A 19,487-nucleotide genomic window follows, 5' to 3' on the forward strand; every position below is an offset into this window, starting at 1 on the left:
GCGCCTAGCCCTTCTCGTACGGCTGCCCCACCGCTGCGGGCCCGACGGCCCGGCCGATCACGCCTGCGAGCACGATGACCGTGAGGACGTACGGCAGCATGAGGAAGAACTGCGGCGGGATGTCGATCTGGCCGCGGAACATCTGCAGCTTGATCTGCAAGGCGTCAGCGAAACCGAACAGCAGCGATGCGAGGTACGAGCCCACCGGCGTCCAGCGGCCGAAGATGTTGGCGGCAAGCGCGATGAAGCCTCGGCCGTTCGTCATGTTCTCCGTGAAGCTGCCCACCTGCTCGATGACCAGGTTCGCACCCGCGAGGCCGGCCAGAGCGCCGCTCATCAAGACCGCGACCCACCTGCCCCGGTACACGCTGATGCCGACGGTGTCGGCGGCCTTCGGATGCTCGCCCAGAGCCCGCAACCGCAGCCCCCAGCGGGTCTTGTAGAGCGCCCACTGCGCGACGATGGCGATGATGACGGCCGCGTACACGATGGGCGTGTGCGACAAGAAGACCCCCTCGATCCACCGCAGCACCTCTCCCCCGAAGCCCGCCAACGGCTTGGGGAACGAGAAGAGCGGCCGGATCATCGTCACGGGGTCGGTCGTCCCGGGATGCCCGTACAGCCGCTCCATCAGAAAGCCGGTGAGCCCAAGGGCGAGGATGTTGAGACCCGTGCCGGACACCACCTGGTCGGCCCTCAGGTTGATCGACGCGAACGCGTGGATCGCGGCGATCGCAACGCCTGCAAGGATCGCTGCGAGGACGCCCACCCAGGGATTGCCGGTCGCCAGCGTGACAGCAGCGCCGGCGAACGCGCCCGTGAGCATGATGCCCTCGAGCGCGATGTTCACGACGCCTGAGCGCTCGCAGATCGTCCCGCCGATGGCTGCGAGCGCAAGCGGGGTCGCCATCCGCAGCGCCGAGGCGAACAGGTCCGGGGTGATGATGTCACCGAGCACGAGCGAGCGCCTCCTTCTGCCGCTTCTGGATGAACCACTGCACCACAGACTCGGACGCGATGAGGAAGATCACGAGCGCCTGGATGATGAGCACGATCTTCTGCGGCACGTCCGCCTCGAGCTGCATCGTGCCGGAGCCTGCCGACATCGCACCGAACAGCAGCGCCGCGGGAATCACGCCGAGCGGATGGTTCTTCGCCACGAGCGCGACGGCGATCCCGGTGAAGCCGAACCCGGAGGAGAACTGGTCGAAGATGCGGTGATGCACGCCCATCACCTCGACCGCTCCCGCGAGTCCGGCGAGCGCGCCGGAGATGCACAAGGACTTGACGATCGTCGCAGGCACGGAGATGCCTGCGTTCTCTGAGGCCCACGGGTTGTAGCCGACGGCCCGGTTCTCGTACCCCAGCGTGGTGTACTTCAAGATGAGCCACACGATCACAGCGAAGAAGACCGCGACGAAGATGCCCATGTGCGCTCGGCCGAGCTTCAGCAACGGCATGGCCGTAAGCGTCGCATCGGAGAAGAGGGACTGGATCCTCGGGAGCTGGGCCGACGTCCCGATCATCTCGGTCTGCGGGATCTGGCCCGGCGCCTTCAGCGGCCCGACGACAAGCCACGACACGATGTACTTGCCGATGTAGGTGAACATCATCGTGGTGATGACCTCGTGAGCGCCGATGCGGGCCTTGAGGACGGCCGGCACGAACGCCCATGCGGCGCCAGCAGCCATGGCAGCAAGCAGCACCACAGGCAACGCGATCACAGGCGACATGCCGCCCAGGCGCACGCCCAGGTACGCGGCCGCGAGCCCGCCGATGAACAGCTGCCCTTCGGCGCCGATGTTGAACAGCCCAGCGCGGAAGCCGTACGCCACGGCCAGGCCCGTGAACATGAGCGGGGTCGCACGCAAGAGCGTGTCCCCCACCGCCTTCGGGCTCCCGAGCGCGCCTTTGAACAGCGCTGCGAACGCGGCCCCGGCGTCATACCCGGAGATCCACATGATGATCGAGCCGATGCCGATAGCGATGATGACGGAGACGACCGGCGCTCCGGCCTTCTGGACGAAGGTCATCCACGGCTTCTGCTCAGGCAGCGCTTCGTGGGTCTCGCTCATCGCTCTCCTCCCGCATCACGGCCCTGCGCTGCGGCCGGCTCGAGCTTCGAGCCGCCGCCGCCAGTCATGTAGTAGCCGAGCGTCTCATCATCGGCCTCTCCGGCGGCGAACTCCTTCACGATCCTGCCCTCGTAGATGACGAGGATGCGATCCGCAAGCGCCATCACTTCCTCGAGCTCGAAGCTCACGAGCAGCACGCCCTTGCCGGCGTCGCGCTGGGCGATGATCTGCCGGTGCACGAACTCGATGGCTCCGACGTCCAGGCCGCGCGTCGGCTGCGCCGCCACCAGAAGCTCGGGATCCCGCCCGATCTCGCGCGCGACGACGACCTTCTGCTGGTTGCCTCCCGACAGCGCGGATGCAAGCACCCGCTCGCTCGGCGTCCTGACATCGTAAGCCTCGATGCGTTCGCGCGCCATCTGCGCGATGACGGCCGGCCGCATGATCCCTCGCGTAGCGTACGGCTCCTCGCGATGATCGCCGAGCACGAGGTTCTCCGCGATAGTGAAGTCCAGGACCAGGCCGCGGCGATGGCGGTCCTCGGGGATGTGGGAGATCTTCGCCTCGATCGCATCGCGCGCAGACGCGTGCGTCACGTCGCGCCCCTTCAGCCGGATCGACCCGCTCTCAGGACGCCGCAGCCCGACGATGGCTTCGACGAGCTCGCGCTGGCCGTTGCCGTCGACGCCGGCGAGCGCCACGACTTCGCCGCCGCAGATCTCGAAGGTCACCCCGCGCACGGCCTCCAGGCGCCGGTCGTCACGCACACGCAGGTCTTCGACCTGGAGCACCGGCTCGCCGCACCGCGCCGTGCCCTTCTCGATGCGCAGCACCACGTCACGGCCGACCATCATGCGAGCCAGCCCCACCATGTCCGTCTCGGCAGGCTTCGTCTCCCCCACCACCCGGCCGTCCCGCATCACGACGATGCGGTCTGCCACCGCCATGACCTCTTCGAGCTTGTGAGTGATGAACACCACCGAGAGGCCCTCGTCGACGAGCGAGCGCACCACGGAGAACAGTTCGTGGACCTCCTGCGGCGTGAGCACCGCGGTCGGCTCGTCCAGAATCAGCACGCGCGCGCCCTGGTACAACGCCTTGAGGATCTCGACGCGCTGCTGCATCCCGACCGAGAGGTCTTGGATCTTCGCATCAGGGTCGACCTTCAGCCCGTACTGCTCAGAAAGAGCGCGCACGCGTTCACGCGCCGTCGGAAAGTCGATGACGCCGAACCGGCCCGGTTCACGCCCCAAGACGATGTTCTCCGTCACCGTGAGGGGCTCCACCAGCATGAAGTGCTGGTGCACCATACCGATTCCCAGGTCGATCGCGTCGCGGGGAGACTTGATCTTGGCCGGCTTGCCGTCGACGTACACCTCGCCGCCATCAGCAGAAAGGAGCCCGTACACGACGTTCATCAGCGTGGTCTTGCCAGCGCCGTTCTCGCCGAGCAGAGCGACGATCTCGCCGGGCTCGAGCGCGAGCGACACGTCGTCGTTCGCGACGACGCCTGGGAAGATCTTCGTGATGCCGCGAAGCTCGAGGACAGGCATCAGCGCCTCCGTCCGTGCTCTGGTTCTCTCACAGGAGAAGGGCGGTCGGGGGATGACCCGGCCGCCCTTCCAGTCTACATCACGAGCGCATGCGAAGAAGCGCTCGATGCGGCCCCGCTACAGCGTGTCAGGGACCTGGATGGTGCCATCGATGATGCCCTGGCGAGCCTTGGCGACAGCGTCCTTGATCGACTGCGGCACCTTGCTCTCGAAGTCGTGGAACGGCGCGAGGTCCACGCCGCCCTCCTTCAGGCCAAACTCCTTGATCGTGCCACCCGGGAAGTTTCCGTCGACGGCGGCCTTGATGGTCTCGAACACCGCGACGTCCACGCGCTTCATCATCGAGGTGAGCATGACATCGCCGCTGTTCGGCACAGTGAGGTACTGGTCCGCGTCGACGCCGATGAACAGCGCGCCTTTCTCCTTGCACGCCTCGATCGTGCCCAGGCCGACAGCACCAGCCGCAGCGTAGATGACGTCAGCGCCCTGCTCGATCAGCGAGTAGCCGAGCTCCTTGCCCTTGGCCTGGTCGGTGAAGTTGCCTGCGTACAGCGAGATGACCTTCACGTCCGGGTTCACTGACTTCGCGCCAGCGATGAAGCCCGCCTCGAACTTTTTGATCAACGGCACGTCCATGCCGCCGACAAAGCCAATGACGTTCTTGTCGTTGATCTTGTCAGACAGGGACTTCTCCTTGGTCGCCAGACCCGCGACAACCCCGGCGAGGTAGCTGCCCTCGTGCTCCTTGAAGGTGAGACCGACGACGTTCGGCGGAACCGGATCGAAGAACTCGTCAACGCCGCCGAACTGCGTGTCCGGATACTGGGGGGCCAGCTTGGAGACGGTGTCTGTCATCAGGAAGCCGACTGCGAAGATGGGGCTGTAGCCAGCAGTCGCGAGCTGATCGATGTTGGACTCGTAGTCCGTGATCTCCTTGGACTCGAGCACCTTGACCTCGACGCCGAGCTCACTTTGAGCACGCTTGAGCCCCTCGTAGGACAGGTCGTTGAACGACTTGTCGCCGAGCCCGCCGACATCGGTGACCATCGCAGCCTTGACCGTCGTCTTCGGCTCTTCCGTGCCACCGGTCGTTCCCTCGTCCGTGGTCTTCTTGGCGCACCCGGGCACGAACGCCACGAGCAGCGTCAGAGCCAGAGCCAGGGCGAGGATCCTGCTCCACTTCGTGTTCACGCTACAACCGCCTCCTTCTATACTGGAACCGGCAAACCTTATTCATCATACCCCTCGCCTTGCAACCTCTACCAGATGGCCTGAGCAGGGATTTTTCAAGCGCCCGCCTTACCGCATCCTCGCGCGCGGATGCGTGCTGAGGTACTCCTCGATCAGGTGGCTGCGATCCACGTGCGTGTAGATCTGCGTCGTGCTGATGTCCGCGTGCCCGAGCATCTCTTGCAACGAGCGCAGATCCGCTCCTCCCTGGAGCATGTGTGTGGCGAACGAGTGCCTGAGCGTGTGCGGGTGGATGTCCACGCCGGCGCGCTGTCCGTAGCGCTTCACGATGCCGAAGACGGCCTGCCGCGTGAGCCGGCCGCCACGCTGATTGACGAACAGCGCCGATCGGTCCTTCTGCACGGCGCTGCGTCTGGATCGGAGGAACGGCCTCCCATGCATAAGGTAGGCCGACACTGCCTGCGCCGCGTACCCGCCGATCGGCACGACGCGTTCCTTCGATCCTTTGCCGAACACCCGAAGGAAGCCCTCGTCGAGGTCGACATGGCCCACATCCAGACCGACGAGCTCGCTCACCCGCAGGCCGCACCCGTACAAGACCTCGAGGATGGCACGGTCACGGAGGCCTGCGGGGCCCTCCGGAAACGGCTGCGACAGCAGCCGTTCGGCCTCTTCGACCGTGATCGCGTCCGGCAGCCGTGATGGGATCTTCGGGAGCGGGAGCCCTGTGGTCGGGTCGATCTCAGCGAGGCCCTCCCGCACGCAGAAGCGATGGAACGAACGCACCGCCGCCATGTTGCGCTCGACGGTGCTGGGAGCGTATCCGCGTGCGAACAGCCGACGCTGGTGCTCGACCACGTCTTCGCGCGTCGCGCGTGGCGGCGAGGGCACGCCTCTGTCCCGCAGCGTCTCTTCGTACCGTGCAAGGTCCCGGCGATACGCGTCGAGCGTGTGCGCGGATGCGCCTCGCTCCACGGTGAGGTGGTCCAGGAAGTCCCGAATGCTCGCGTCCATGGCTGCATTGTACGCGAGCCCCGGCAGATGCTGCCGGGGCTCGCAGACGCATCCACCGAGAGACGACCGCTACAGAAGCTTCTCGAGCGGCGTGTAGTTCATGCCGTGGGCGTCGGCCACGGGCTTGTAGGTGATGTTGCCGTCGAGCACGTTCACGCCCTTGGCGAGGGCAGGATCATCGAGCACCGCCTGCTTCCACCCCTTGTCTGCGATGGCGAGCCCGTATCGCAGAGTGGCGTTCGTGAGCGCGAGCGTCGAGGTGTTCGGCACGGCGCCCGGCATGTTCGCCACGCCGTAGTGCAGCACGCCGTCCACCACGAAGGTCGGATCGGCATGCGTCGTCGGATGCGTGGTCTCGATGCAGCCACCCTGGTCGACCGAGACATCCACGACCACTGCCCCGCGCTTCATGTGCGGCAGCATCTCGCGCGTCACGAGCCACGGCGTCTTGGCTCCCGGGAGGAGCACCGCGCCGATGACGAGGTCCGCCTGGTACACGGCCTCCTCGATGTTGTGCTTGCTCGAGTACAGGGTCCGGACGCGGTTGCCCCAGATCTCGTCGAGGTAGCGGAGCCGGTCGATGTTGATGTCCATGACCGTCACATCTGCTCCCATACCCATCGCGACGTACGCTGCGTTCGTCCCGACGACCCCAGCGCCCAGAACAACGACCTTCGCCGGCAAGACGCCCGGCACCCCGCCCATGAGCACGCCCCTGCCGCCGAACGGCTTCTGGAGATAGGTGGCGCCGACCTGCGCGGCCATGCGGCCAGCCACCTCCGACATGGGTGCGAGGAGCGGCAGCGTGCCGTTCGGCAGCTCGACGGTCTCGTACGCGATGCACACCGCGCCCGACTTGATCAGACCCTGCGTCTGCGGCAGGTCCGGCGCGAGGTGCAGGTAGGTGAACAGGATCTGGCCAGGCCGCAGCATCTCGATCTCGACGGGCTGCGGCTCTTTGACCTTCACGATCATATCAGCGCGGGCGAAGACCTCCTGAGCGGTGTCGACGAGCTCCGCGCCTGCGGCCGCGTACGCCTCATCCGTGAAAGACGACCCTTCGCCCGCCGAGCGCTCGACCAAGACCGCATGGCCGTGGTGAACGAACTCCCGCACGCCGCCCGGCGTCATGCCGACGCGATACTCGTTGTTCTTGATCTCCTTGGGGACACCGACGATCATCGCTGTTCCTTTCCCGCATTCCACGGCTTATCGAGGCGTCGGCCCATGCCGCAAACAGCACGCGTGCGCAACGCGCTAACAGTGTATCACCTAAGCACGACTTCTTCGCGGACGCCGTATGAGCGAGGCAGCCACCGAGCCGGCCGCCGCCGCAGCCAGGAAGAACACGGGATCGTCGTGAGGGCTCCGCCCCATGGAGCGCATCGGAACGCCCCTCGTGTCCGGCATGCGCGCGTCGACGATCACCCGCTCGTGCCGCTCCCAGATGCCCGCAGACTCCAAGGCGCGCTCGACGACATCGGCCTCGGGCGGCTCGAGACGCGGCACCGCCACCCGGGCGCGGGCGAGCGCGACGCGTCCGAGCGCAACGAACGAGTGATGGCTCACGCCTCGATGCCGTTCGCGCGGGTCCGCGAACGAGATCCGCAGCGCCGCAACAGGAGCACCGCGAAGCGCCGCGACCGCGTTGATGGCCTCCCCTGCTGCGACGCCCCCGTGCCCGAACACGCTGCCCGTGCCGGGGACACCGGGGCCGATCGCTGCTACCACCGCGTCCGCAGAGAGCACGCGCACCGCCGCCAAGAGCCCGGAGTGCAGCGTTACCGCCTCCAAGTCGCCGCCGAACGCGTGCCCCGTCGTCACGGTGCCGTCCAGAAGACCGACCGCACGCATCTGCGCGACTGCATCCGATATCGCCAAAGGCAGCGCTGCGTCGTCCGCCATGACGTACACGACGCGCGCATCCGGCACCCCTTCCTTGATGGCAGCGGCGACCGGAAGCACATGCGAGTGCAGTGGGCAGCAGACGACGGGAACGCCGCCCAGATCGTCGGCGTCGCGCAGTGCCTCCGCATGCTCGCTCGCCTGCTCCTCCACCGCTAGGACGTCTCGCTGCAGCGGCGTGTAGCGCAGCTTCATGATATGGCCGCCGGATGCGTCTGAGAACCCGCGCTCGTCATCGCGTGCCACGATGAAGTGGGCACCGCCAGTGCCAAGATCCAAGTCGACCGCCGTGGTGTTCAGCAGCACGCGGTCACCAGCAGCGCACGCGCCCGTGAGCGACGGCAGGCAGACGGCGACCGCGTCCCTCCCGTCGACGCGCACCGCCAGACGCTGGAGCCCAAGCCGTGTCTCGAGGACTTCGACGACCTCGCCCCACGCGAGACGCATGACGCCCCTTCCGCCGCGTCTACGAGCGCTCGGCGCGCCGGCGTACCGCGGCGCCGACGAAGTCGCGGAACAGCGGAGCGGGCCGCGTCGGGCGGCTCTTGAACTCCGGGTGCCCCTGATTCCCGACGAACCAGGGGTGACCGGGAAGCTCGACCATCTCCACCAGGCGACCGTCAGGCGACACGCCGCTGATCACGAGGCCCGCGTCCACGAGCGTCTGCCGGTAGGCGTTGTTCACCTCGTAGCGGTGCCGATGACGCTCGTAGATGACCTCCTCGCCGTATGCTTCCCACGCCTTCGTCCCCGGCGTCACCTTGCAGGGGTACGCGCCAAGCCGCATCGTCCCGCCCATGTCGCGCACGTTCTCCTGCTCTCGCATGAGATCGATGACCGGGTGCTCCGTGACCGGGTCGAATTCGCTCGAGTTGGCGCCCTCCAGACCGGCGACGTTGCGAGCGAACTCGCAGACCGCGACCTGCATGCCGAGGCAGATGCCGAGGTACGGCACCTTGTGCTCGCGCGCGTACTGCGCCGCCCTGATCTTGCCTTCGATGCCGCGGATGCCGAACCCGCCCGGCACGAGGATGCCGTCGTACGGCTTCAGCGCGTCCTCCACCTCGTCCGGTGTCAGACGCTCCGCGTCGACCCAGTGGACGTTCACCTTGTGGTCGTGGTAGATGCCCGCGTGCTGGAGCGCCTCGGTCACCGACAGGTATGCGTCGGGCAGCTGCACGTACTTGCCCACCAGCGCGATGTCCACCTCGCGCGAGAGCTCCTTGCGGTGCGCGACGAAGGCCTCCCATTCGGTCAGGTCGGCCTCGCCGCACGCAAGGCCCAGCCGCTCGATCACCATCGCGTCCAGCCCCTGCTCTTTGAGCGTCAGCGGGACCTCATAGATGCTCTCCGCGTCGACCGCCGAGATGACAGCCTGCGGCTCTACGTCGCAGAACAGCGCGATCTTGCGGCGGATGCCGGTGTCGATCGGGCGGTCGGAGCGGCAGACGATGAAGTCGGGCAGGATGCCGATGCTGCGGAGCTCCTGCACGGAGTGCTGCGTCGGCTTCGTCTTGAGCTCGCCGGAAGCGGCGATGTACGGGACGAGCGTCACGTGGATGTAGCAGACGTTGTCGCGTCCGCGGTCTTTGCGCATCTGGCGGATCGCTTCCAAGAACGGCAGCGATTCGATGTCACCGACCGTCCCGCCGACTTCGGTGATGATGACGTCCGGCTGCGTTTGCTCGGCGAGCCTGACGATGCGGTCCTTGATCTCGTTCGTGACGTGCGGGATCACCTGCACCGTCCCGCCCAAGAAGTCTCCGCGGCGCTCCTTGGCGATGAGCGATTGGTACACGGAGCCTGCGGTGACGTTGCACTCCCGCGAGAGCGACTCATCGATGAAGCGCTCGTAGTGGCCGAGGTCCAGGTCCGTCTCGCCGCCGTCGTCGGTGACGAACACCTCTCCGTGCTGGAACGGGCTCATGGTGCCGGGATCGACGTTGAGGTACGGATCGAGCTTCTGGATGGTGACTTTGAGCCCGCGGGCCTTGAGAAGCCGCCCGAGCGACGCTGCCGTGATGCCCTTGCCAAGCGATGAGACCACGCCGCCCGTCACGAAGATGTGCTTCGTCGCCATCCGGATCCTCAGACCTCCCGAGAGCCGCCTGCGCTGTCGTTGCCATCATAACGCGAAGCGCCCTCGTCGTGCGGCTCCTGTGCGTCGTCGGTCCCAGCCGATGCGCGCCCGAGCGCGTCAAGCCACGCAAGCACACCCACACGCTCGATCACGGCGCTGAACGAGACCCGCTCCGAGAGCAGGTTGAGCGCGAGCACCGCGGCCCCGAACGCCGCCACGCCAGGCAGCGGTAGCGCCGAGACGATGACGAGCCCTGCGACCGCTCCCATCGCATTCGCGCCCGCATCGCCCAGCATGGCACGCTCGCCGAGGTCGTAGCGCCAGCACGCCGCAGCCGGTCCGAGCAGTGCCACTGCGAGGAGCGACGCGCTCGACGCGAAGCCTGCGCCTGCAAGCCGGTAGACGAAAGACGCCAACAGCAGCGCTCCGGCGCACGACAGCGCCACGTATCCCTTGAGCGCCCGGCCGGGGCGCAGGTCGAGCAGGTTCACGAAGTTCGCCGTGAGCGCGACCGTGACGCCCGCGACGAGGATCCCCGCCGGGGAACCGCCCCACGACGCCACGCCAGCCACGGCGCGCGCTGCCGCGAGGCTTGCCACGCCGATGCCGACGAGTTTGAGCCCGCCCGTGGTGAGACTGCCTTCCAGCAGCGCACGGACGTGCCCGGAGAATCCGCGGACGTCCCGGCTGCCGTAGGCGTCGTCGACCAGCCCGAACGCGCTCGTGATGATCGACAAGACGCCCGCGACGACGATAACCTCGCTCGCCGCAGAGGCACCGAGATCGCCAAGCAACCAGCCCGCGAGGAGCGCGCAACCGCCCCACACGGTCCACACCGCGCCGAGCCCGAGCACGACATCTGCGCCGCGCCAGTTCCTGGTCCGTGCGGCGGGCGACGACTGGAGAGCAGGCACGAGCAGGCACGCGACCGCCCAGGGAAGCCCGAAGCACAGCACGCCGACGGCGACCAGAGCGAACGTGAACGTCGTGAGCGTCACTTCACGCCTCCTTCCGCACGACCTGTGCGCTCACGCCCGCGAGCGCGACGGCAGCGTACAGGACGAGCAGCACCATCACCACGACGCTCGAGTCCTCGGTAAGCGACGCGACCGCCCCGCCGACGAGCGCAGCGGTCGCGGCCGCCCGCACGCCGCGGCGTGCGTCGAGGATCCCGGCGAACGGCCTCGGCGCCTGGAATCTGGCCACGAAGAGCAACGCCCACGCGAGGAAGCCTGCGAGCGATGCAGGATGGGCCGCGTACGAGCGGATCACGGCGCTCAGGCGGTCGAGCACCACGGGAAGCGGGCCGCCGCCAGCCTCTGCCTGCGCCGCGGCAGCGCCCACGTGCGTCCCAGCACCCGTGAGGCGCTCCACTGCGACGACGAAGGCCATCGCGGCAACGGCGGCCACGCCGACGGCTGCGATGTCGCGGCCGCGAACGCGGCCCCGGAGCGCCTCCGTCACGAAGACGCCTACCACCACCGTGCCCCACGCCGCCACGACGGAGTTCGCGCCGAGCACCGGCAGGCTGCTTACCGCCACCACGACGGCTCCTGAAACGAGCGTCACACGCTTCCAGGAGCGACCGGGCAGCAGGCCGTGCGCGAGCGCAGAAGCGGCAAGCCACGAGCCCACGAAGACGGCGGCCCCCTCGTTCCCGATGCCGTAGAAGCGGAAGCCCGCGAGAGGCGCGTACGCCAGCGCCGTCCCTGGAGAGAGCGGCGCCCCGAGGAGCTGGTCGGCCGCGAGGACGGCTGCTGTGGCGACGCAGGTCGCGGCGATAGCGGCAGACGGGCCCCGCCGCTCCATGAGCGCCATCGCAGCGATCCACAGGACGCCTGCGACGCCGAGGACCAGCGTGAGCAGACGCGGCGGGCTTTGCGGGTACATGTCGAGCACGCGAGCGAGCAGCGTCGCGGACGGGAGGCTGAGCGCGAACAGCAAGGCCCGGAGGCTCACCACCGTCCAGTACCCCCGCGATGCGCTCGCCAGCGGCAGAAGCGCAAGCGCCCACAGAGCGAGAACGGCCAGACATGCGATCACACCGAACGCGATGACAAGCGGCGGCTGAGCCGTGCGCGCGGCTTCGAAGTACGCCTCGCGCTGTGCGAGCGCCTCGATGGCGTCGTCCACCGGAGCGACGAAGACAGCGGCGCGCGCACGGGTCGTCTCGCTTGACGCGAGCGAGCGCACCAGCGTGACGACATCCTCGTGCGCCAGCAGCCCCGCCCGATGCGTGCTCCTGCTCGCAAGGAGACCACGACCTATGCCGGGCCCTGCCGCCACGACCAGCCCGCCTTCCGCACCGTCCGGATCGCTCAGCACCACGACAGTCGCGCCCGGATCCGCGTCGAGCACGCGGCGTACCGCCGCAACGACCGCCTTCGGAGCGGCGGCGGCATCACCTGCATCGACGAGGGCGACGGGAAGACCGGCAAGGCTCTCGCGCAGCGTCGCGCCTCCGTGCGGGGAGCGCGCAACGAGCGCCGCGGCACCGCGGTCCGCCACGGCCTTCAGCGCCGCGGCCCCGCCCGCACCCGCGATGTCGCGGGCAGAAAGGGAACGGCAGACGACGACCGTCACGGGACCCGAAGCCGGGCCAAGGGGCTCTCGCGCGGCCGCGCACCCTCCAGCAGACGCGACGAGCACGGCTGTCCAGACGACGGCCAGCACCCGGACGATACGATCGCGCATCAGCGGCTCCAGAAGACGGGGTATCCCACCTGGCAGCGCCGGACGCGGCGCGGCACCCATGCAGTGTATACCGAAGGAAACAGCTCCGTCTCGGCCGCGCGCACGGCGCTGCGGGCTCGGATACAATCGTGCAGGCACGCCGTCGCGAGCAAGGAGCGACCGATCGAGACGAAGCCGTCCATAGCGCGTTCGACCGCCACCATGTCGGTGGCCACGACCCTCTCGCGCATCACCGGCTTCGCGCGCACCTGGGCGATGGCCTACGCTCTCGGCGTCACCGTGCTTTCGGCCTCCTACCAGGTGGCCAACAACATCCCCAACATGATCTACGAGCTCGTCGCAGGCGGCACGCTCTCGTCTGTCTTCATCCCGCTGTTCATCGAGCGTATCCAGCGGGACGGCAAGGACGAGGCGTGGCGCTTCGCGAGCACCGTGCTCAACATCACCGTTCTCGCGCTGGGGCTGGTCGCACTCGTCGGAACGCTGTTCCCGGAGCCGTTCGTCCGCACGCAGACGTTCCGCATCTCGCCGGAGAAGGCCGCGCTTGCGGTGCACCTGTTCCGCTTCTTCGCGGTGCAGGTCGTCTTCTACGGGGCGCTCGCCATCTGGACGGGCGTGCTGAACTCGCACCGGAAGTTCCTCACGCCCGCCATCGCTCCCATCTTCAACAACGTCGTGGTCATCGTGACCATGCTGTTCGTGTACCTGCCGCTCAAAGACACCCACCCGCAGGCAGCGATCAACGGCCTTGCCATCGGGACCACCCTCGGCGTCGCGGTCATGGCGCTCGTGCAGGTGCCGGCGCTCGTCCGCATCGGCGCGAAGTTCCACCTCTCGATCGACTTCAAACACCCAGCGCTGAAGAAGCTCCTGCTCAAGATGGCGCCGATGGTCGTCTACACCATCATCAACCTGGTGTGCATCTCGTTCCGCAACGCCTACGCGTTCCAGGTGGCAGAGACGGGCCCTGCGGTGCTTGCGTACGCGTGGAACTTCTACCAGCTGCCCTACGGTGTCTTCGCCATCGCGCTCTCCACCGCGATATTCCCCGAGATCGCATCGCTTGCCGACAAGCAGGACTGGGAGGGCTTCAAGCGCATGTTCGTGCGTGGCCTGAAGTCGCTCACGGTGCTCATGCTGCCGCTCGCAGCGATGCTCATCTCGCTCGCGACCCCGGTCATCCGCCTCTACCGGGCTGGCAACTTCACCGCGTCCGACGTGCCCGTCGTCGCCCAGGTGCTCGTGTGGTGGGCCGCGGGGCTTCTGTTCATGGCAGCGAACATGTACGTGCTGCGTACCTTCTACGCGCTGCAGGACACCAAGACGCCCATGATCACGAACTTCTTCGGAAGCGTCCTGCAAGTGTCGCTCTACGCACTGCTCACGAGCGGGCTGGGCGCGTGGGGCGGCATCGGGCTCGCGGGCATCCCCGTCGCCGACGGGGTCTTCTTCACGCTGCACTTGAGTGCGCTGCTCGTCATCTTGCGTCGCAAGGTCGGGCCGTACGGGCTCAGCGGAGTCGTGAGCACGACGCTCAAGACGGGCCTGGCCGCGCTCGCTGGCGCGCTCGCCGCTGCGGCCTTCGTCCGCGCCACCCCGGGGCTCTCGGGAGGCGGCGTCTTCGTCCTGCAGCTCGTCGCCGCCGGCATCATCGGCCTCGGTGTCACCTACGCGCTCGCGGCAGCGCTCGGCGTGAACGAGATCGCCTCCGGTGTTGCGCGCGTCCGGCGAATGGCGGCGTCGCGTCGTGCCAGGAAGATCCAGTGAGAGCCGCTGTCGTCATCCCCGCGTACAACGCGGCGGCGAGCATCGGCGCGACCGTCCGAAGCGCGGCCGCGATCGACGGGGTGGCGCAGGTCATCGTCGTGGACGACGGGTCGTATGATGACACCGCCGCGCGTGCGGCCGAGGCCGGAGCGACCGTGGTCCGGCTGAACCGCAACCGCGGCAAAGGCGCTGCGCTCAACGAAGGCGTCCGCCACCTTCCCCCCGACGCAGACGCTGTGCTGCTGCTCGACGCCGACCTCGGCGAAACGGCAGCCGAAGGCGCACACCTTTTGGACGCGCTCGTCCGAGGGGAGGCCGACCTCGCGATCGGAGTGCTGCCGGCCCCGCCGCGCTCGGGCGGATTCGGGCTCGTGAAGCGCACGGCGGCCCGAGGCGTCCGGCGCCTCTCCGGCTACGAACCGCGCGCGCCGCTGTCGGGCCAGCGAGCGCTCACGCGGCGGGCGCTCGAAGCCGTGGTGCCATTCGCGCCCGGCTTCGGCGTGGAGGTGGCGATGACCGTCCGCGCGGCGTGGGCCGGCATGCGGATCGCAGAGGTCCCCGTGGACATGGCTCACCGCGCTACCGGTCGCGACCTCGCCGGTTTCGCGCACCGAGGCCGACAGCTCCTCCACGTCGCCCGGACGCTGCTCGCGCTTGCGCTTTCAGCTGCGGCCCGGCGCCGGGCGAGACAGCACGGCTAGAACTCCGGGAACGGCTCCTTCGCGCCCTTCTTCGAGCCGAACCAGCCCTCTGCACGGCCTGAGAGGCACCACACCAGCGAGCAGGTGCCGGCCGGCTCGTCGATGTCGTCGACGGCGGACAGCCCCGCTTGCGCCGCCGCGGCCGCCACGCCGGTGTCCCTGCTCGTAGACTCCGCGCCGACGCACGGCACCCCGAGCGCCTTCAGCGCCGCCCCGAGCGCGATGCCGAACTCGTCAGGGCCCTCCTCCGCCGACGCGAGCACCACGCACGCATCGACGGGGTCTTCCATCCGCCGTGCAGACAGCGCTCCAGACTTGTCGAGCGCGTCGAGCGTCGGGCGCGCAGCTGTCGTCGTGAGCTCCGCAGCGAGCGCTCTCGCGATGGCCTGGTACGCCTCAGGTCCCGGCGCGATCCCGCTTCCAAGGTCCGGCGGCACCGCTGCATCCAGACCGGCGCGCGGCTTCTCGAACATCAAGACCGCGACTTCGCCGCCTGATTGTTCCACTGCGGCGCGCGCAGCATCGAGACCGTCCGCTCGCCCGGCGTTCGTCACGATGAGCACGCGTCGGCCGTCCAGCGCGCCTCGCGTGAGCGCACGCGCCGCGGCGCGTCCGAACGCTTGCTCCGCCTCGAGCGAGCGCTTCAGGTCCGTGTTCTCCTGCTGCAGCGCGTCGAACCGCGTCTTGAGCTGCTCGACGAGCGACTCCACGCGGCCCGTGACGGAGCTTCGCTCAGCGACGACACCGCCCAGCACGAGGCCGACCGTGAGCGCCAGGAAGACCGCCACGAGCGAGGCGACGTGGTATCGAAGATTGTACATCGGCTGCTCCTCACGAATCGTCAGATACCGAGCGCGGCGCGGACCCCGAGGATCGCGAGCCTCACGAGCGCGCGCGCCGCCGGCGATATCAGCAGGAGTCCCGCGATGACGCCGATCGCGGCAAGCGCAAGGGCGACCATCTCGCCAGCGCCGACAGACGCCTTGTACAGACGGCTCACGCCTTTGGCGTCAACGAGCTTCGAACCGACCTTCAAGCGCACGAGGAAGGTGGACGCTGCGCCTTTGCGTCCCTTGTCGAGCTGCTCGATGAGGTTCGTGTGCGTTCCCACCGCTACGATCAGCTCCGCGCCGGACTCGTACGCGAGCAGAAGCGCGAGGTCCTCGCTCGTGCCCGGCGTCGCCCACTCGACGGCCGCAAGCCCGAGCGCCTGCACCCGCGCGCGCCCGGGGCAGCGCCCGTCTGGATACGCGTGCACGACGAGCTCGGCACCGCTTCGGAGGGCGTCGTCGCTCACCGAGTCCATGTCCCCGACGATAAGGTCTGGCGTGAACCCGAGTTCGAGCAGTGCGTCCGCACCGCCGTCGACGCCGATGAGCACCGGACGGACTTCGCGGATGTACGGAACGAGCGCCCGGAGGTCTTCCTTGTAGTCGTAACCGCGCACGACGACCAGGACGTCTTTGCCTGCGATCTGCGTCTTCACGTTCGGCACCGAGACGCCTTCGGTGAGCAGCGCGCGCTCCTTCAGCATGTGCTCGATGGTGTTGCGAGCGAACTGCTCCAGCTGCTGGTCGAGCCCCTCTTTGGCGGCCTCCATCGCACGCTCGACTGCGTCCACCGAAAGCGGAGTGCCGCTCGCGACGACCTCCCCGTCTTTGACGATGTCCCCGCCGACGATCTCGATCTGGTCTCCGTCGGACAGGCGCGCGAAGATGTCCTGGCCGACTGCGTCGATCAGCCGAACGCCACCACGCACGAGGACGAGCGGGCCGAGGTTCGGGTACGCGCCCGAGATCGATGAAGACGCGTTGACGACGGCCTCGACGCCGGTCTCCAGCAGCGCCTCGGCGCTCACGCGATCCATGTCGACGTGGTCGACGATCGCGATGTCGCTCCGGCCGAGACGTTTGACGAGGTCTTTCGTGCGGCGCCCGAGCCGTGCTGTGCCGACGATGCGCATGCTTGCCTTTCACACGACGACGACCAAGTCTACCAGACGCCCCAGGAGTCCGAAGGGAGCGCCGTCCTCACACCAGAGCAGACGCGAGCAGCTCCTTCGCGTGCTCGAGGCTCACAGCGCTCGTCGCACCAGAAAGCATCCGGGCGATCTCGGCGACGCGGGCCTCGCCGTCGACCTCGGTCGCGCTCGTCACCGCGCGCCCGTCGCCGCCGTGGCGCTTCTCCACCACGACGTGGCGGTCCGCATAGGCCGCCACCTGCGCAAGGTGCGTCACGACCAGCACCTGGTGCGAGGCCGCAAGCGCCTTCAGGCGGCGGCCGACGGCCAAGGCGGTCGCACCGCCGATGCCGGCGTCGACCTCATCGAACACGAGCACCGGCGTGCGGTCGGCCGCTCCCAGGACGCTCTTGAGCGCAAGCATGACGCGCGACATCTCGCCGCCGGACGCGATCTTCGCCAACGGTCGCGGCCGCTCCGCGCCTGATGAAGCGAACAGGAACTCCAGGCGGTGAGGCCCTTCGCGCGTCCAGCGCTCGAACGGCAGGTCCTCGAACGCGACATCGAAAACGGCCTTCGGCAGGGCGAGGTCCGCAGCCGCCTCGCGCAGCGCCTCTGCGAACCGCGTCGCGCCCTCACGGCGCAGCGCGCTGAGCCCGCCCCCGGCGTCTTCGAGCCCTCGCACCGCGGCCGTAAGGCGCCGCGCCGCCGCATCCAGGCTGTCTTCCACCGACTCGAGGCGGTCAAGCTCGGCCCGAGCATGGGCAGCGGCCTGAAGCGCCGCCTCGAGCGTGCCGCCGTGCCTGCGCGCGAGCTGCCGCAACGCCGCGTGCCGCTCTTCCAGCCTCTCGAGCGCAGCAGGATCGTGCTCGAGCGCCGCCTCGTACGACTTGAGTTCGAGGCCGATGTCGTTCACGCGCTCGGAAATCGTGCGCACCTCGTCCAGGAGCGCGGCGAGCGACGGGTCGAGCTGCGCGGCCGACGCGAGCGCGTGCTCCGCCGTGCCGAGCAGGTCGAGCGCGGCCCCATCGGACTTGAGCGCGCTCCACGCCTCTTCGGCCGCCGTCGCGAGCCGGTCCGCGTGCCGGAGCCGCGCCAGCCGCTCTTCGATCTCCGCGTCCTCGCCGGGTCGGGGATCGAGCGCCGCCACCTCGTCGAGCACGGAGCGCAGCTGCTCCACGCGAGACTCGCGTTCGGCTGCGGCACTCCGGAGCTCTTCGAGCGCGCGCTCGGCATCGCGCCTCTCGTCGAATGCGCGCCGATACGCAGCGAGCGCCTCCTCAGCCGCCTCCCCCAGGTAGCGGTCCAAGAACGCGGCGTGCCGGGCAGGCGAAATCAGCGACTGGTGCTCGTGCTGGCCGTGGAGATCGACGACGTCCCCGAGGAGCTCGGCGAGCGCGCCGACCGTGGCCATCTCGCCGTCGACCAGGCAGCGCGACCGGCCGTCACGGCCGATGCGCCGTTTCACGACGTGCTCTTCGGACCCGACGAGGAACCTGCCTTCGACGAGCGCTTCTGACGCTCCCTCCCGGACCGCCGTTGCGTCTGCCCGCTCTCCCAGCAAGAGCTTGAGCGCGCCCACGAGCACCGTCTTGCCGGCACCCGTTTCGCCGGTGAGCGCCGTCAGGCCCGGTCCGAACTCCAGCCAGACCTCCTCGACGAGCGCCAGGTCTTTGACGTGAAGCTCGAGCAGCATCTCAGCGCTCCAGCAGTTTGGTGGCAAGCACCCGATAGAAGTCCTCGCCGTCGATCTTGAGCAGCGCCGCCTCGCGCGAGCCCGCCGTGACCGTCACGCGCTCGAGCGCGCGCCTGCACGGGATCTCGTCGCCGTCGACCGTCACGCACGCGCCCGCGCGCGCAGGGTTCGGGCACGAGACCTCGACCACGTCGCTCGGGCCGACCACGACCGGCCGCACCGACAGGGCGTGCGCTGCCACCGGAACGATGAGCATGCCTCGTACTTCGGGCGAGACGATCGGTCCGCCCGCAGATAGCGCGTAGGCCGTCGACCCCGTCGGCGTCGCGAGCACCACCCCGTCGCACACGAACCGCCACAGAACGACGCCGTTGGCGGCCACCTCGAGCTCGACGGCCCGCGAGACGCCGCTCCGGCCCACGAAGACCTCGTTCAGCGCGTGGAAGGTGCCGGCCTCGCGCCCTCCGACGACGACGGATGCCTCGAGCACGCCGCGCCGTTCGACGCGCGCCTCGCCTGCGAGCGCCGCCTCGAGCGCCTGCTCCAGGTGCTCGGACTCCGCACCGGACAAGAACCCGAGCCGCCCCAGGTTCACCCCCAGCAGTGGTACGTCTGGAGATCCGATCGTGTGCACGGCCTTGAGCATCGTGCCGTCGCCGCCAAGCGCCACGGCGAGGTCTGCTTGGCGCGCGTCTGAGCGCGGGACGCCGTGCTCGGGAAGCCCGCACGCCTCGGCATCGTGCGCTTCGAGCACCACCTCGATGCCGCGCGCGGCAAGCCACGCTGCGGCCGTGCGCGTCGCCTCTATCGAGCGCGGGTTCGCCGCATTCGGAACCAGCAGTACCCTCACG

General features: G+C 68.6%; 16 protein-coding genes. 2 read left to right on the forward strand and 14 right to left on the reverse strand.

Annotated elements, in window-relative coordinates:
- Positions 1–4: 4 nt before the first annotated feature.
- The 10 genes from MX659_RS05920 to MX659_RS05965 form a co-directional block, all read right to left on the reverse strand.
- A complete protein-coding gene (locus MX659_RS05920) occupies positions 5–958 on the reverse strand; it encodes an ABC transporter permease (protein ID WP_267192562.1) in 954 nt (317 codons plus the stop codon).
- Positions 948–2,075: an ABC transporter permease gene (locus MX659_RS05925; protein ID WP_267192563.1), complete on the reverse strand. Its 1,128-nt coding sequence runs from the start codon at positions 2,073–2,075 to the stop codon at positions 948–950. Before MX659_RS05925 ends, MX659_RS05920 begins: the two co-directional genes overlap by 11 nt.
- On the reverse strand, positions 2,072–3,628 hold the full coding sequence (locus MX659_RS05930) for an ABC transporter ATP-binding protein (RefSeq protein WP_323745491.1): 1,557 nt from the start codon (positions 3,626–3,628) through the stop codon (positions 2,072–2,074). Before MX659_RS05930 ends, MX659_RS05925 begins: the two co-directional genes overlap by 4 nt.
- 117 nt (positions 3,629–3,745) lie before the next feature.
- On the reverse strand, positions 3,746–4,819 hold the full coding sequence (locus tag MX659_RS05935) for a BMP family lipoprotein (protein ID WP_267192564.1): 1,074 nt from the start codon (positions 4,817–4,819) through the stop codon (positions 3,746–3,748).
- Positions 4,820–4,927: 108 nt separating this feature from the next.
- The gene (xerD, locus tag MX659_RS05940; protein ID WP_267192565.1) at positions 4,928–5,833 is read right to left on the reverse strand and encodes a site-specific tyrosine recombinase XerD; all 906 of its coding nucleotides are present in this window, start codon (positions 5,831–5,833) and stop codon (positions 4,928–4,930) included.
- Positions 5,834–5,902: 69 nt separating this feature from the next.
- Entirely contained in the window at positions 5,903–7,015 is a 1,113-nt protein-coding gene (gene ald / locus MX659_RS05945; RefSeq protein WP_267192566.1) for an alanine dehydrogenase, read from the reverse strand.
- 90 nt (positions 7,016–7,105) lie between these two features.
- Positions 7,106–8,185, reverse strand: a complete 1,080-nt coding sequence (locus tag MX659_RS05950) for a DUF3866 family protein (protein ID WP_267192567.1) — start codon at positions 8,183–8,185, stop codon at positions 7,106–7,108.
- Positions 8,186–8,204: 19 nt separating this feature from the next.
- Positions 8,205–9,818: a CTP synthase gene (locus tag MX659_RS05955; protein ID WP_267192568.1), complete on the reverse strand. Its 1,614-nt coding sequence runs from the start codon at positions 9,816–9,818 to the stop codon at positions 8,205–8,207.
- Positions 9,819–9,826: 8 nt separating this feature from the next.
- A complete protein-coding gene (locus MX659_RS05960) occupies positions 9,827–10,816 on the reverse strand; it encodes a hypothetical protein (RefSeq protein WP_267192569.1) in 990 nt (329 codons plus the stop codon).
- A gap of 1 nt (position 10,817) precedes the next feature.
- The gene (locus MX659_RS05965; protein WP_267192570.1) at positions 10,818–12,512 is read right to left on the reverse strand and encodes a hypothetical protein; all 1,695 of its coding nucleotides are present in this window, start codon (positions 12,510–12,512) and stop codon (positions 10,818–10,820) included.
- Between the two features lie 63 nt (positions 12,513–12,575).
- Between MX659_RS05965 and murJ the strand changes: the two genes are divergently transcribed.
- Both murJ and MX659_RS05975 read left to right on the forward strand, forming a co-directional pair.
- On the forward strand, positions 12,576–14,279 hold the full coding sequence (murJ, locus tag MX659_RS05970; RefSeq protein ID WP_267192571.1) for a murein biosynthesis integral membrane protein MurJ: 1,704 nt from the start codon (positions 12,576–12,578) through the stop codon (positions 14,277–14,279).
- The gene (locus MX659_RS05975; RefSeq protein WP_267192572.1) at positions 14,276–14,980 is read left to right on the forward strand and encodes a glycosyltransferase family 2 protein; all 705 of its coding nucleotides are present in this window, start codon (positions 14,276–14,278) and stop codon (positions 14,978–14,980) included. The genes murJ and MX659_RS05975 overlap by 4 nt, the downstream gene beginning before the upstream one ends.
- Here the strand turns inward: MX659_RS05975 and MX659_RS05980 are convergent.
- The 4 genes from MX659_RS05980 to MX659_RS05995 all read right to left on the reverse strand — a co-directional run bounded on the left by MX659_RS05980 (position 14,977) and on the right by MX659_RS05995 (position 19,486).
- A complete protein-coding gene (locus MX659_RS05980) occupies positions 14,977–15,801 on the reverse strand; it encodes a copper transporter (RefSeq protein WP_267192573.1) in 825 nt (274 codons plus the stop codon). The genes MX659_RS05975 and MX659_RS05980 overlap by 4 nt on opposite strands.
- A gap of 20 nt (positions 15,802–15,821) precedes the next feature.
- Positions 15,822–16,943 carry a putative cytokinetic ring protein SteA gene (gene steA / locus MX659_RS05985; RefSeq protein WP_267192574.1) on the reverse strand — a complete coding sequence of 374 codons (1,122 nt, stop codon included), beginning with the start codon at positions 16,941–16,943 and terminating at the stop codon, positions 15,822–15,824.
- A gap of 67 nt (positions 16,944–17,010) precedes the next feature.
- Positions 17,011–18,636 (reverse strand): DNA repair protein RecN, encoded by a 1,626-nt coding sequence (gene recN / locus MX659_RS05990; protein WP_267192575.1) that lies wholly within the window; start codon positions 18,634–18,636, stop codon positions 17,011–17,013.
- A 1-nt stretch (position 18,637) separates the two neighbouring features.
- Positions 18,638–19,486 (reverse strand): NAD(+)/NADH kinase, encoded by an 849-nt coding sequence (locus MX659_RS05995; RefSeq protein WP_267192576.1) that lies wholly within the window; start codon positions 19,484–19,486, stop codon positions 18,638–18,640.
- Between the last annotated feature and the right edge of the window lies 1 nt (position 19,487).

The sequence above is a fragment of the Parvivirga hydrogeniphila genome (genome assembly GCF_023371205.1).
GTDB lineage: Bacteria > Actinomycetota > Coriobacteriia > Anaerosomatales > Anaerosomataceae > Parvivirga > Parvivirga hydrogeniphila.